This window comes from Vibrio sp. E14, assembly GCF_020515785.1.
Taxonomy (GTDB): Bacteria; Pseudomonadota; Gammaproteobacteria; order Enterobacterales; family Vibrionaceae; genus Vibrio; species Vibrio diabolicus.
This window is the reverse complement of record NZ_JAHPJI010000006.1, coordinates 33,861-47,052: the sequence shown is the minus strand read 5'-3', so window position 1 is coordinate 47,052 and position 13,192 is coordinate 33,861. Positions and strand designations below refer to the sequence as shown.

The following is a 13,192-nucleotide window of genomic DNA, read 5'->3' as shown; positions in this document are numbered from 1 at the left end:
AATTTAGAAACCCAATTCAGGAGAACATCATGGAACTGTCAGCATTGACTGCTGTTTCACCAGTAGACGGCCGTTACGGAAGTAAGACGATTGCGTTACGCGAAATTTTCAGCGAGTACGGTCTACTAAAATACCGTACTATCGTAGAAATTCGTTGGCTACAGAAGCTAGCGGCTACTGCTGAAATTGCAGAAGTGCCAGCATTCAGCGCAGAAGCTAACCAATTCCTAGACGACCTTGCTGCTAACTTCTCTGAAGAAGATGCACGCCGTATTAAAGAAATCGAGCGTACAACTAACCACGACGTTAAAGCGGTTGAGTACTTCTTAAAAGAGAAAGTAGCAGACGTTCCTGAACTGCACGCTGTTAATGAGTTCTTCCACTTTGCATGTACTTCTGAAGACATCAATAACACCTCTCATGCGTTAATGCTAAAAGAAGCACGTGAGCAAGTGATTCTTCCAGAAATCCGTAACCTAATTGACGCTATCAAAGCACTCGCAGTTGAATACCGCGACATTCCTCTTCTATCTCGTACACACGGCCAGCCTGCTTCTCCATCTACAATGGGTAAAGAAATGGCAAACGTGGCGTACCGTATGGAGCGTCAATTCAAGCAAATCGAAAACGTTGAGATCCTAGCGAAAATCAACGGTGCAGTAGGTAACTACAACGCACACCTTTCTGCTTACCCAGAGCTAGATTGGCACAAGTTCTCTGAAGAATTCATTACAGAGTCTCTAGGCGTAACTTGGAACCCTTACACAACACAAATCGAGCCGCATGATTACATCGCTGAGCTGTTCGACGCTATCGCTCGTTTCAACACTATCCTGATTGACTTCGATCGTGACGTTTGGGGTTACATTGCATTAGGCCACTTTAAGCAAAAAACCATTGCTGGTGAGATCGGTTCTTCAACAATGCCGCACAAAGTTAACCCAATCGACTTTGAAAACTCTGAAGGTAACCTAGGTCTTGCGAACGCAGTATTCGGCCACCTAGCACAAAAGCTGCCTATCTCTCGTTGGCAACGTGACCTAACTGACTCAACGGTTCTACGTAACCTTGGTGTTGGTGTTGGCTACGCAATCATCGCTTACACTTCTACGCTAAAAGGTATCAGCAAGCTAGAAGTAAACCGTGAAGCACTTCTTGCTGAACTAGACAAGAACTGGGAAGTACTAGCTGAGCCAGTACAAACAGTTATGCGTCGTTACGGCATCGAGAAGCCATACGAGAAACTAAAAGAGCTAACTCGTGGTAAGCGTGTAGATGGCGAAGCAATGCGCAACTTCATCGACGGTCTTGAGCTCCCTGAGCACGAGAAAGCACGTCTGAAAGAGATGACGCCAGCGAACTACATTGGTCAAGCGGTTGAGCTGACAGATAAGCTGTAATCACACCTTGATGATCTGCAATTGAAAAGGTTGACGTGAAAGCGTCAACCTTTTTAGTTAGGAAGAAATAATTTCGGTTATTTGGTAGTAATGCAAGAGGATAAATCCCTCAACTATTATGGCTGTTTTTGGAAGAATAAGGTTATTGTCCCGACCTCTATACCAAACTTTTTAATTTTGGTGAGGTTGAAAACATGCTTCTCGTCCTGACGATAAAGCCAATCATCAAAAGCGACCGCTACTGTTGAGTCATCCATTTGCAACTCAAACTCATACTGCCACTGCAACGCATTGCCTTGCTCAATCCCTGTGGCTACACCAATAATATCCTCTGCTTTACCTTCATAGCGTCCATCTTCTAATTTGGTAATAACCCAAATTCGCTGGTCAACCTCTCCATCATCAAACACAAAGTCTTCCACCAGCGTCAACGTGTTACCTTCCACAGTACCCACGATGTCGACTTCAAAACGACGAGTTTGTTGTTCAGTGTAATCTTGGACCATCCCCCACGCCTTTGTATCGCCTTCAAAATAGCCGAATAAATCAAAAGTCGGTGTAGAAGATTGATAATGATCGATATCCGCTGAGCATGCTGAAAGTAAGGCCGCAGCGACCAAGGCGATTGATTTTAAAATTCGTTTAAGCACTATCTAACCTGCCCTATTAATTGTTTTCGAAGTTTCGGGAACTCTGTATTAGGTGACAACCATATAGACAAAAACGCATCGTTCATTCGCTCATCTTGAACGAAGCCGACTGTCTTAATTTGTGCAATGCCAGCTTGTCGGTAAAGAAGCTGACCAGTTTTACCATCGGTTAAGTAAGTAAGCTCATCCCCCTTTTTTATATCAGGGAACATACGGTTTAGTTCACTGATCCAACTTTTTCGATATGATTCAGCAAAACCAAGCTTTGCCCATTGCTCATCAGTTACATCAAGCAACTGCTGCTTGCTGATGTCTCTTTGATAGTTAATTTCCAATGCCAGAGGGTGTGGTGATACATCGCCATTTACAATGAACTTTCCATCGGGTGCTCTTAGTCGAGACTGATATATATCGAAGATGAACCATGTGAGTTGTGCCTCACCGACAGTTTTCCACCCCTTCCAACTCAGCTTATCTGCGTTTTCACTGTTTCCAACTGGCTGAGCTTGTAGAGCAAAGGAGCCCATAACTACTAGAGAAGCAACTACCTTAATCAGCATCTGGGTTAAATCTCTCTTCAAGCTTTTCATATCCGTATACCTTGAGTATCAAAAGCGTCATGGCAAACCATTCAGCAAATAGAATGACCAACGTAACGCTGGTATTAAATCCATATTCAACGACTTGGAGCTTGTAACCGGCGTAGTAACTGACGGTTCCTCCAACGCCACCTACAATTGATACGTAGATTTTTGGGAAACGGTACAAAACAGGCTTGAGCTGATAGGCATACCAAGAGAACAGAACCCAAAGGCACAACAACCAAATGGGTAACCATTGTGTTGGAAAGACAAAAACAGAAAACTGTTGATTGAGCGTATCGAGCACTACACCCGCCAAAACGATACTCGCGATGTGCTTCAAGGCAGAAGCGTCCGTCCTCCAACAATAGACAAGAGTAATAAATGTTAAGATCAGTGTTAGCCACTGCCATTGATAGGTCCCAAGCACTGCAGAGAACCAACAGAGCTGGAACCATGTAGAGGCAATCAGCAACTTCATAACGGTTTAAGGTCGCTGGAATGTCATGTGAACGGCACTGATACTTCGAGCTAAAAACCCACCTTCACAATAGCTCAGGTAGTAGCGCCACATGCGGACAAAGCGGTCGTCATAACCGAGAGAGCGTACGTGATCTTCAGCTTGATTAAATCTAGAGTGCCACTCGCTCAAGGTTTTCGCATAGTCCAGACCAATATCAAATAAGTCTCTCACCACCAAGTCACTGTATTTGGTCGCAGCTTGAGTTAAAGATGTAACCGAAGGTAAGAACCCACCTGGAAAGATGTATTTCTGGATAAAGTCAACGTTGTTACTGTAGTAATCATAACGCTGGTCAGCGATAGTGATGGCTTGAATTGCCATTAAACCACCCGGCTTGAGTAATGATTGGCATTGCTTGATGTAGGAAGGCAAAAATTGTTTTCCAACCGCTTCGATCATTTCTATCGAGACTAACTTATCGTAGTGACCCGAAAGGTCTCGATAGTCTTGTTTTAATAGAGTGATCTTGTCGCCCAAATTTCGCTCTCTAATTTTTTGTTCAGCGTAAGCATGCTGCTCTTCAGAAATCGTCGTTGTCGTTACATGACAACCATATTGCTCTGCCATGTAAATGGCCATAGCCCCCCACCCTGTACCGATCTCAATCACTCGATCGGATGGTTGAAGCTCAAGTTGCTGGCACAAACGATCCATTTTGTTGATTTGCGCTTGTTCCAAAGTATCGTTGTCTTGCACATATAAGGCCGATGAGTACAGCATGTTGTCGTCTAAAAATGACTCGTACAAATTGTTGCCCAAGTCGTAATGCGCATGAATGTTTTTACGAGAGTTCTCTTGAGAATTGCGGTTGGCCCAATGACTGAACTTGTACAGTATTTTAGTCAGCCAACTTCCTTTCTCTTCAAGTTTATCTAGCGCTCGCATATTGAGAGCCATAAGTTTCATTAACGAGGTTAGATCCGGGCTGTCCCACCAACCATCCATATAAGCCTCACCCGCCGCAATGCTGCCACCTTGCAAGATTCGCGAGTAAAAGCCAGGATGCTTTACCTCAATCGTCGCCACAACAGGCTGACCGCTGTATTCACCGTTGGGCGCATTAAAGCGCTCGCTTCTTTCTTTCGTTTCCGTCTTAAAGCTTTCAATAACAGTTAAGCAGCCGATTTCCATTTTTTGCAGACATTGAAAAATAACTCCGCGAGCCGCCTTTTGTGTTGTCGTCAATTTGCGCGGCAATATCATAGAACTGGTATTTAACATGCAGAATTCTCCTTGTGCTTTTTATTTTTTTTGTCTGTTTTTTTAGTGTCGGCTTCTATTTCGTCGTGTGTTGAATATTTAGGATGAGAATAAAAAGGCGCGCCTTTCACCCAAAGTTTTAATGCGTGCCAATAAATACCAACCATTACTTTTACCGTCTGTATTGGCGTAACGATCAAACACTTCGATAAGCTTTTGCTCGAAAACACTTGAGCTTTCATTGTCATCGTCGCATCAAAGTGCTTTTCGCTTTTGTGGCATTCAAGATGAATCCTTAACTTGTCCGTCAGTGGTTTAATCTTCCAGTGATACTGTTGGTCAATTGGATTAAACGGAGAAACATGAAAGGCTTTCTCTTGTTCCCATCCAAAGTTTTCATCGTTTTGCTCAGCAGCGACTGCGTAGTAATGACGCTCGTTCCAAGGTGTATTGCTGACTTCAGCTAAGAGGTATTTCCATTCCCCTTCTTTGTTATAAACGTAGTAGAAATTCACCGGACTAAAATAAAGTCCTAAATAGCGCAAATGACAAACAACGATGACTTTGCCGGTACAACGAACACCTGTTAACTCTTCAATTTTGTCGTGCACGGCCACCTTTAAGCAGCCCTCACCAACATAGTCACTGCGTTTAAAGCGTGCCCAATGCCACCAACGAGAGCCAAAACCCCAAACTTTTTCCTCTAGTTTTTTTAGCTCATCGACGTCAATAGCTGGCATAAACAATGAGTAGTTCAATTCATGTTTTATCGGCGTGAACCTGCGATGTCGAACGTTGCCAACAAACAACTGGCTGTTCATTTGGCTATCCATATCACGCTGCACCTTTTTCTAAGTTGACAGCAGTTTGAACGCGATATTTCTCTTCAAGCCCTTTCACTACGTCCAATGCGCTGCGAACGCCATCCTCGTGGAAACCGTTGTACCAATAAGCGCCGCAGAACCAAGTATTGTTCAGCCCTTGCACCTCTTCTTTACGTTGCTGTGCAGCGATAGAGTCGGTGGAGAACACTGGATGGTGATAGGTAAACGTCCGTAATACTTTGCTCGGTTCGATCTGCTCAGTGCTATTTAGCGTGACACAGAATGTGTGCTCAGATTGAACATGTTGGAGAATATTCATGTTGTAAGTAAGCGAAGGGAGACGTTGCTGTTCGTCTTCACTGCCCTCCAGTAGGTAGTTCCACGAAGCCCACGCTGCTTTACGCTTTGGAAGTAAACTCGTATCAGTGTGAAGCACCACTTCATTCGCTTGATAAGCCATATTACCCAGCACCTCTTGCTCGACTGGGCTAATGTCACCTAACATGTTCATCGCTTGATCACTGTGACAAGCAAAGATGACATCATCAAACCAATGCATTTCACCGTTGACTTTTAAACCCACACCATTCTCACTACGTAGCACTTTTTCTACCGGACTATTGAGTCGAATTTTATCGATAAAGCCTTGAGTCAAAGGTGGAATGTACTCACGAGAGCCACCTTTAATTACATACCATTGCGGCCTGTTAGTAACATCAAGCAATCCGTGATTTAAGAAAAAGCGAAGGAAAAACATCAGCGGAAATGCGCGCATGTCCGCTAAAGTCGAAGACCAAATTGCAGCGCCCATCGGCAAAATGTAGTTATCTGAAAAGAAAGTACTGAAGTTGTGCTCATCAAGAAACTCACCTAGCGTCTGAGAATGACTCGATTGTTTGCTAGCGACGCTTTTGGCAAGTTTGTTGAAACGAAGGATCTCGAAGATAAAACGATAGAACTTAGGATTTACCCAATTACGCTTTTGAGCAAATAATGTCGACACGGTGTGACCGTTATATTCCAAACCATTGCCGTCGTTTCTTACACTAAAGCTCATCTGGGTTGGCAACCCTTCGACACCAATCTCGTTCATCATTTTGATGAAATTAGGATAAGTGCGATCGTTGTAAACAATAAAGCCCGTATCAATCGCATATTCTTTACCATCGAGTTTTACATCCACCGTCGCGGTGTGCCCGCCAATGTAATCGTTAGCTTCAAATACGGTGACATCATGCTCTTTATGTAGATAGTAACCACACGTAAGGCCAGAAATTCCGGTTCCCACAATCGCTACCTTCTTTCTTCCTACTGTTTTCATTTTTATTCCTTCTTATGATACGAGTTTAGCAGTTAAACGAGCTTGCCAACTGTATGGAAGTAACGAGATAAAACGTAAAATATTGGTAAACCTCGCGGGGAAATAGATGTGAGTCTTGTTGGCAGCCAACTGTTTTCTGATAGAGTTCGAGGCTTGCTGCGTAGAAATAATCATCGGCATTTCGAAGTCATTTTTGTCAGTTAACGGGGTTTCCACAAAGCCTGGGAACACGGTCACCACTTGAATGCCCTTCTTCTTCAAATCAACAGCTAATGTGCGAGCAAAGTAGCTCACAGCGGCCTTAGAAGCGCCGTAGGCTTCAGCCCTTGGCAACGCGACTTCTGAAGCAATAGAACCCACGATAACGATGCGATGCCCTTTATCTAAGTGTGGTTGGCAACCTTCTACGCAGTTGGCAACACCAACGACGTTTACATTCATCACACGCGCCATGAGTTTCGCGTCAACCACACCGTTGTCCATATACTCACAATCCCCTGCATTAAAAACCCAGGTACTCGGCGTGAAAGGCAAACTGGACAGCGCATGCTGAGTTTGTTCATGGTTTGTCACGTCAAACTGTAATGTATGGATATTAGAAGAAGCAGCCCCCAATTCAGCAAGAACGTCTTTGTTTCGCCCACAAGCAATAACGCTCCAATCAGAGTTCGCGTAATCTAAAGCCAATTGCTTCCCTATTCCGGAGGTAGCGCCAGTTATTAAGATAGTATTGTTCATTGTCCTAACCTCTGCTTGATGGTTTTTACGACTGAGCCAAGTAAAGGTAAGTTTTCGTAAAGCATTTCTCCGAGATCAAAGTAATCTCGGTGATAAATAACTTTGCCTTCGCTGAATTTAAGATGCGACACACCATTAACGAGGATAGGTGCACCTTTTTGAAGTTTGGGATGCTGAAGATCCATGGTCCACGTTAGGAAGCCAGTATCTCCGACTTGTTGATGTTCGTGGATAACAAAGTCACAGCTTATGACGTTGGCATATAATGATGTGAAGTAATCTGAAAGTGCAGGCCACCCCTCTAAACGATGAGCAGCATCTTCAAAAACGACATCTTGGTGATATACGTCTTTAAGCAGATGTAAGTTCGCTTTATTCAGCTTTTGATAGATATTGCCAACAGACTGTATGTCCATGTGTTTACTCCTACATGCCCATCAAGTTGTACAAAATTATTATATGTACAAGATAGTTCATTCTTTAAAAGTTGTACAAAAATAATTTTGTATAACTTTGTTTCTGTAGGTAGATACGTGATGGATCTCGCAAGCGATCAATCGATCAAAAAAAAAGGCTTGGTCAAAACCAAGCCTTTTCAGGAAATTAACGATTACTTTCGCGTGCGCTGTCAGTTTTTACAACTAGTATTGCTGACTACGTAACGCTGCAATACGTTTATCTAGCGGAGGGTGGCTCATCAGTAGCTCAGTCAATGACTGCTTGCCATTGATACCGAATGCCATCATTGTGCCATCAAGTTGAGATTCGTGACTCATCTTCAAACGTTCCAATGCCGCGATCATTTTCTCTTTACCAACTAAGTGAGCAGCACCTGCGTCGGCATGGAATTCGCGATGACGGCTGTACCACATGGTAATAAAGCTTGCTAAAAAACCAAACACTAGCTCAAGCACCATAGATACACCGAAGTAAACCATCATGTTTGTACCTTGACCTTCTTCATCATCGTTCGATGCCACAATATTGGCGATAAAACGGGATAGGAAGATAACAAACGTGTTCACAACGCCTTGCATCAATGTCATCGTGACCATGTCACCATTTGCAATATGGCTCACTTCGTGGGCCAGTACCGCTTCTGCTTCATCACGAGTCATATTATGTAAAAGGCCAGTGGAAACCGCGACAAGAGAGTCATCTCGCTTTGCCCCCGTCGCGAATGCATTGATATCTGGTGAGTCATAAATAGCCACCGTTGGCATACCAATACCCGCTTGCTGAGCTTGACGACCCACAGTTTCGACTAACCAATGCTCAGTTTCGTTACGCGGACTTTCAATGACCATACCGCCAACCGAGCGCAGTGCCATGCCCTTTGACATCATCAACGAAATAAGTGCACCACCAAAACCAAATATGGCGGCCATAACTAGCAAACCAGAAAGACTGCCAGGTTGCATTCCAGTGGTAGCGTAAACAATATTCAGAACAACACTAAGCACTAGCACGACAGCTAGGTTAGTTGCTAGGAATAACATAATTCGCTTCATTACTTTTCTCCGAGGAAGCTTATCGTTTTTTTAAAACGGATTGTTATAAGGAACAGGTGGTAATCGCTGTAAAAGCCAATTCCGCTAAGTTTCATGCTCCGTGCGTTATAGATATAGTCTATCCGCGATAAAAACAAGGTTAAGCAATAAATTGCAACATTTGTTTTCGAGACTGAAAGATTATGTTCAAGCGATTTCTAGGCACGTTCTGATAAAAGCCATTACCTCCATTCATATTCATTCCTTACCGTGATGAAAAGCACTTTGAATCGCACCTCATCTATCAATGGATGACCTTGATGTTAAATCTATCACCTCTAGGCAACTTAGCTAGAAATATTTTACTAGACCAAAAACAGTATGTTAGCCCCGCTATAGACTTTGGTCTTATTGTGCGGCGACATGGACATGCTAGATTCAAGTGAGATGAACAAAACAGAGCCACTCTAAGTACATTAAAAAGGTACATTAGGTAAGCTCAAAACTTCCATGTATTGAGGGAAAAACCATGGTAGAAACTAACGACTATCAAATGGCTATTGATTTACTACGTTGTCATCTAGGCATCTCAGAGGATGAGGCGAAGCAACAACTTGGTATTTCAACCGATCATCATATGTCTCAGCGTGTTGCAGAAACTCAGCAAGCATTGATGGGGCTTAGCCAAGATAAGTAATCTGATGTTATAGATTACACCAATAAAAAAAGGGCTGCATTACGCAGCCCTTTTTTTAGTATTTTAAACACAATCAGTCAGTATTTAGCAAAGGCTCGACATTAATGTACTTGCCTAGCTCTTTGCGCTTAGCACTTGGAATGTATGGGATTTCGCCAAGCTTAGGCGCACCGATACGCGCTTCAAGCATCTCGATAATATCAGCATAGTGCTCAGTGCCAGGGTTAACTCGGTTTGCCACCCAACCAACAAGATTCAAGCCATCCGCTTTAATACTCTCAGCCGTGAGTAAAGCATGGCTCAAACAACCTAATTTAATACCAACCACCAAGACCACGGGTAGCTGCTCTGCTTGTACCCAAGTAGATAAACAGTCGGTATCTGACACAGGCACACGCCAACCACCAGCGCCCTCAACGAGAACGACATCAGCTTGCTGCTTGTGTTGAGCCAGCTTTTCACTTAGGAGTCCGTATTTTATTTCGACATGTTCATGTTTTGCCGCGATGTGAGGAGAAGCTGGCAATTCTAAAGCGTATGGATTCACATCATCATAAGCGACATCAAGTGTCGCGGCCGCTTGCAAATGTAAGGCGTCAGAGTTACGCCATCCAGCTTCAGTCTTATCACTCCCTGCTGCCACTGGTTTATAACCAATAGTGTTTAGTCCTTTTGCTGCCAACGCTTGCAAAATGGCTTTAGACGCTACCGTTTTTCCTACATCAGTATCCGTACCAGCAATAAAAAAAGCATCAATCATAGATGTATTACTCCAAAACAAACCTGATAACTTGCAGGTAGAAGACCTTGATCATTTTTAAACGCTTGGTACTCATGCTCAACTTGCAACAAAGTCTCTCGACTGGTTAAACCATGTGAGCGCCCGCTTACGTGATTTGCACCTATACCTTTGAGGTCGCGCATAACTGAAAATGCTGAGTCGTACCAAACTGTGATGGTGGTCAAGTCTAGTTGATGGTTGTCACATCGAGATTGCGCTAACGCAATTTTTACCTGATTGAGCGATAGAAAGTTATTGACGTGTTGATATGCATCAATTTTTTTCCATGATGCTCGCAACTCGCACAGTGACCCTTCAGCTAGGGTAGAAAAAGCCGCCTTCCCATTAGCTTTTAGTACACGACGAACTTCTCTCAGGGGATAACTTAAATCGGCACACCATTGCAAAGCCAAGCTAGAGAATACGTAGTCGAAGCTTGTATCGTCGAAAGGCAAGTTTTCTGCGTCGGCTAGCACATAATTCATTCGTTCATGGCCACAGCGCACCATAGCTTTGCTTAACATCTCTTGAGAGATGTCCACACAAAACACTTCAGCGCCACGCTCTTGAAGAAGTTGAGAAAAATAGCCCGTACCACATCCTAAATCCAAAACACGTTGATGAGTTAAGTCATTCGGAAGTTTGTCTAGTAAGCGATGGCCGACATCACGCTGGAAAGCGGCATGTTTGTCGTACGTGTCAGCCGCCTTACTAAAGGAAGCGGCGATCGCTTGTTTATTAGGCAGTAAGCAATCCAACTTCATTTGCTCTGCATTATCCATTACGGCGTTCCTAATGCTTGCTTCAATGCCATTGAAAGCGTTTTAACTTGTTCGTCAGTGTGATTAGCAGTGAGTGTGATTCGCAGACGAGACGTCCCTTTCGGAACTGTTGGAGGACGAATAGCAGTAACCCAAATACCGTTTTGGCGACAAGCACCTGCTACTCGCAAAGCCAAATCAGATTCACCAATCACAAACGGCTTAATCGAAGTTTGAGTCTCAACAAAGCCCTCAACGTCGCTGAGACTATCTCGATACACTTCACTTAACTCTGTGAGCTTTTCACGTCGCCAAGACTGCTCTTGAACCATCGAGACAGCATGCGTGAGCGCATAGGCTTGTGCCGGAGGCATCGCCGTGGAATACACATGGTGACGAGCGAACTGAGTTAAAAAGTCCCCCGTTGCGCGGTCACATAAAATAGCCGCGCCAGACATACCAAACGCTTTGCCGAAAGTCACGATCAGTATCTCGGGTTTAACCGCTGCCAACTCGCAAGAACCACCACCAGATTGGCCAAGAACGCCGATACCGTGTGCATCATCGACGGCGAACCAAGCATCATGACTGCGAACGACTTCAGCTATATCAGCAAGTGGGGCACAATCACCGTCCATGCTGAATACCCCTTCAGTCACAACTAGATGGTTGTCTTCGCTATTAATCAGCGACTTCAGGTGTTCGATGTCATTGTGCTTGAAGCGCTTCATCTTAGCTGGTGACAACGCCCCCGCTTCCATCAAAGAGGCATGGTTCAAACGGTCTTGGATGAGTACGTCTGATTTTTCTAGCAAGGTGAATAACAAAGCTTGGTTAGCGCTGAATCCAGAGCCAAACAGGACTGCCCTTTCGTAACCCAGCCATTCGGTTAGTGCCGCTTCTAAATTGCTGTGCGCTGCACTAAAACCTGTGACCATTGGAGATGCACCACTGCCACTGCCGTATACACTCAAGCCTTGCTGCCAAGCACGAACGAGCGCTTGGTCATTGGCCAAGCCTAAATAATCATTACTTGAGAAGTTGATGTAGCGTCTGCCTTCGTATTCCAAAATCGATTGGTTGCCGGAAAACACCACATTCATCGAACGATTCAGCCCCTGTGCTTTACGATCGGCAAGGGCGGACTCGATACGAGATTTAAACGCTGGCATCGTAGAAAAGGTCGTCTTTTGTTGGACGAGCAGCCACGCGCTCTACAACGCGGTCCAGCAACTCGTTTTCTTCAATTTCATCAGGTTTTTGAGACACTTCTTGTCTGTTAATGCCAAGCTTATTAAACAGCATCATGTCCTTATCTTCAGAAGGATTTGGGGTCGTCAGAAGTTTGCAGCCATAGAAGACGGAGTTTGCACCCGCCATAAAACATAGCGCTTGCATTTGTTCGTTCATGTTTTCACGGCCAGCGGATAAACGAACGGCTGATTGAGGCATCATGATTCGTGCTATTGCAATCAGACGAATAAAGTCGAACGGCTCAACGTCGTCCACTTCTTCCAATGGTGTACCCTTCACCTTAACCAGCATGTTGATTGGCACACTTTCAGGATGTACTGGCAAATTAGCCAGTTCAACCAACAAACCAGCTCGGTCATTGGCACTCTCACCCATGCCGATTATGCCACCGGAACAAATCTTCATACCAGCATCACGAACGTGAGAAAGCGTATCTAAACGGTCTTGGTAAGTACGGGTGGTAATGATGTTGCCGTAGAACTCAGGTGAGGTATCTAGGTTGTGGTTGTAGTAATCCAGACCAGCAGTTGCCAATTGCTTTGCTTGATCTGGCGTCAGCATGCCTAATGTCATACACGTTTCTAAACCCATGCCCTTCACGCCTTTGATCATGTCGGTCAAATGCGGCATGTCACGCTCTTTCGGGTTTTTCCATGCTGCACCCATACAGAATCGAGTAGAACCAGCATTTTTGGCTTTTTGCGCAGCATCGAGTACGCGTTCTACTTCCATCAAACGCTCTTTCTCGATGTCTGTGGTGTAACGAGCACTCTGAGGACAGTACTTACAATCTTCTGGACAAGCACCTGTCTTAATCGACAGAAGCGTGCTTACTTGAACATGGTTGGTTTGTTGATATTGACGATGTACAAGCTGCGCTTCGAATAGGAGATCCATGAATGGTTTTTCCATGAGATCGCGCACTTCAGCATGCGTCCAGTTATGACGAACTTCCACGTGTATTCCTTTAGT

Annotated in this window: 15 protein-coding genes; 2 read left to right on the top strand and 13 right to left on the bottom strand. The window is 44.4% G+C overall.

The window, feature by feature from the left end; genetic code table 11:
- The first annotated feature begins 29 nt into the window (after positions 1–29).
- Complete coding sequence (gene purB, locus LIX84_RS16555; RefSeq protein WP_005390853.1) at positions 30–1,400, top strand: adenylosuccinate lyase; 1,371 nt, start codon at positions 30–32, stop codon at positions 1,398–1,400.
- A gap of 116 nt (positions 1,401–1,516) precedes the next feature.
- On the opposite strand, the gene LIX84_RS16550 is transcribed toward purB, so the two are convergent.
- The 9 genes from LIX84_RS16550 to htpX form a co-directional block, all read right to left on the bottom strand.
- The gene (locus LIX84_RS16550) at positions 1,517–2,050 is read right to left on the bottom strand and encodes a DUF3833 domain-containing protein (RefSeq protein ID WP_371343673.1); all 534 of its coding nucleotides are present in this window, start codon (positions 2,048–2,050) and stop codon (positions 1,517–1,519) included.
- Positions 2,050–2,640 carry a chalcone isomerase family protein gene (locus LIX84_RS16545; RefSeq protein WP_226421776.1) on the bottom strand — a complete coding sequence of 197 codons (591 nt, stop codon included), beginning with the start codon at positions 2,638–2,640 and terminating at the stop codon, positions 2,050–2,052. Before LIX84_RS16545 ends, LIX84_RS16550 begins: the two co-directional genes overlap by 1 nt.
- Positions 2,600–3,112, bottom strand: coding sequence for a DUF2878 domain-containing protein (locus LIX84_RS16540; protein WP_226421775.1), 513 nt, complete (start codon positions 3,110–3,112; stop codon positions 2,600–2,602). The genes LIX84_RS16545 and LIX84_RS16540 overlap by 41 nt, the downstream gene beginning before the upstream one ends.
- 6 nt (positions 3,113–3,118) lie before the next feature.
- Entirely contained in the window at positions 3,119–4,375 is a 1,257-nt protein-coding gene (locus LIX84_RS16535; RefSeq protein ID WP_226421774.1) for an SAM-dependent methyltransferase, read from the bottom strand.
- Positions 4,369–5,187, bottom strand: a complete 819-nt coding sequence (locus LIX84_RS16530) for a DUF1365 domain-containing protein (protein ID WP_226421773.1) — start codon at positions 5,185–5,187, stop codon at positions 4,369–4,371. The genes LIX84_RS16535 and LIX84_RS16530 overlap by 7 nt, the downstream gene beginning before the upstream one ends.
- Before the next feature lies 1 nt (position 5,188).
- Positions 5,189–6,499, bottom strand: a complete 1,311-nt coding sequence (locus tag LIX84_RS16525) for an NAD(P)/FAD-dependent oxidoreductase (protein WP_161443072.1) — start codon at positions 6,497–6,499, stop codon at positions 5,189–5,191.
- 12 nt (positions 6,500–6,511) lie between these two features.
- Positions 6,512–7,237 carry an SDR family oxidoreductase gene (locus LIX84_RS16520; protein WP_150918416.1) on the bottom strand — a complete coding sequence of 242 codons (726 nt, stop codon included), beginning with the start codon at positions 7,235–7,237 and terminating at the stop codon, positions 6,512–6,514.
- Positions 7,234–7,653, bottom strand: coding sequence for a nuclear transport factor 2 family protein (locus LIX84_RS16515; protein WP_226421772.1), 420 nt, complete (start codon positions 7,651–7,653; stop codon positions 7,234–7,236). Before LIX84_RS16515 ends, LIX84_RS16520 begins: the two co-directional genes overlap by 4 nt.
- Before the next feature lie 225 nt (positions 7,654–7,878).
- Positions 7,879–8,748: a protease HtpX gene (gene htpX / locus LIX84_RS16510; protein ID WP_005390832.1), complete on the bottom strand. Its 870-nt coding sequence runs from the start codon at positions 8,746–8,748 to the stop codon at positions 7,879–7,881.
- Positions 8,749–9,256: 508 nt separating this feature from the next.
- On the opposite strand from htpX, the gene LIX84_RS16505 reads away from it, so the two are divergent.
- Positions 9,257–9,424 carry a hypothetical protein gene (locus tag LIX84_RS16505; RefSeq protein WP_005378215.1) on the top strand — a complete coding sequence of 56 codons (168 nt, stop codon included), beginning with the start codon at positions 9,257–9,259 and terminating at the stop codon, positions 9,422–9,424.
- 73 nt (positions 9,425–9,497) lie between these two features.
- On the opposite strand, the gene bioD is transcribed toward LIX84_RS16505, so the two are convergent.
- From bioD to bioB, 4 genes are read right to left on the bottom strand one after another with little or no spacing between them, the layout of a single operon-like run.
- Positions 9,498–10,184, bottom strand: a complete 687-nt coding sequence (gene bioD / locus LIX84_RS16500) for a dethiobiotin synthase (protein WP_168187814.1) — start codon at positions 10,182–10,184, stop codon at positions 9,498–9,500.
- Positions 10,181–10,987, bottom strand: a complete 807-nt coding sequence (gene bioC / locus LIX84_RS16495; protein ID WP_152812426.1) for a malonyl-ACP O-methyltransferase BioC — start codon at positions 10,985–10,987, stop codon at positions 10,181–10,183. Before bioC ends, bioD begins: the two co-directional genes overlap by 4 nt.
- A complete protein-coding gene (bioF, locus tag LIX84_RS16490) occupies positions 10,987–12,138 on the bottom strand; it encodes an 8-amino-7-oxononanoate synthase (RefSeq protein ID WP_226421771.1) in 1,152 nt (383 codons plus the stop codon). Before bioF ends, bioC begins: the two co-directional genes overlap by 1 nt.
- Complete coding sequence (bioB, locus tag LIX84_RS16485) at positions 12,125–13,177, bottom strand: biotin synthase BioB (RefSeq protein ID WP_047008583.1); 1,053 nt, start codon at positions 13,175–13,177, stop codon at positions 12,125–12,127. Before bioB ends, bioF begins: the two co-directional genes overlap by 14 nt.
- Positions 13,178–13,192 lie beyond the last annotated feature (15 nt).

Bases quoted from the DNA above. Each gene is read 5' to 3' on its own strand.
- purB (WP_005390853.1), top strand. From the start codon at position 30: ATGGAACTGTCAGCATTGACTGCTGTTTCACCAGTAGACGGCCGTTAC.
- htpX (WP_005390832.1), bottom strand. From the start codon at position 8,748: ATGAAGCGAATTATGTTATTCCTAGCAACTAACCTAGCTGTCGTGCTA.
- LIX84_RS16545 (WP_226421776.1), bottom strand. From the start codon at position 2,640: ATGAAAAGCTTGAAGAGAGATTTAACCCAGATGCTGATTAAGGTAGTT.
- bioD (WP_168187814.1), bottom strand. From the start codon at position 10,184: ATGATTGATGCTTTTTTTATTGCTGGTACGGATACTGATGTAGGAAAA.
- LIX84_RS16540 (WP_226421775.1), bottom strand. From the start codon at position 3,112: ATGAAGTTGCTGATTGCCTCTACATGGTTCCAGCTCTGTTGGTTCTCT.
- bioC (WP_152812426.1), bottom strand. From the start codon at position 10,987: ATGGATAATGCAGAGCAAATGAAGTTGGATTGCTTACTGCCTAATAAA.
- LIX84_RS16525 (WP_161443072.1), bottom strand. From the start codon at position 6,499: ATGAAAACAGTAGGAAGAAAGAAGGTAGCGATTGTGGGAACCGGAATT.
- LIX84_RS16520 (WP_150918416.1), bottom strand. From the start codon at position 7,237: ATGAACAATACTATCTTAATAACTGGCGCTACCTCCGGAATAGGGAAG.
- LIX84_RS16515 (WP_226421772.1), bottom strand. From the start codon at position 7,653: ATGGACATACAGTCTGTTGGCAATATCTATCAAAAGCTGAATAAAGCG.
- bioF (WP_226421771.1), bottom strand. From the start codon at position 12,138: ATGCCAGCGTTTAAATCTCGTATCGAGTCCGCCCTTGCCGATCGTAAA.
- LIX84_RS16530 (WP_226421773.1), bottom strand. From the start codon at position 5,187: ATGGATAGCCAAATGAACAGCCAGTTGTTTGTTGGCAACGTTCGACAT.
- LIX84_RS16505 (WP_005378215.1), top strand. From the start codon at position 9,257: ATGGTAGAAACTAACGACTATCAAATGGCTATTGATTTACTACGTTGT.
- LIX84_RS16535 (WP_226421774.1), bottom strand. From the start codon at position 4,375: ATGTTAAATACCAGTTCTATGATATTGCCGCGCAAATTGACGACAACA.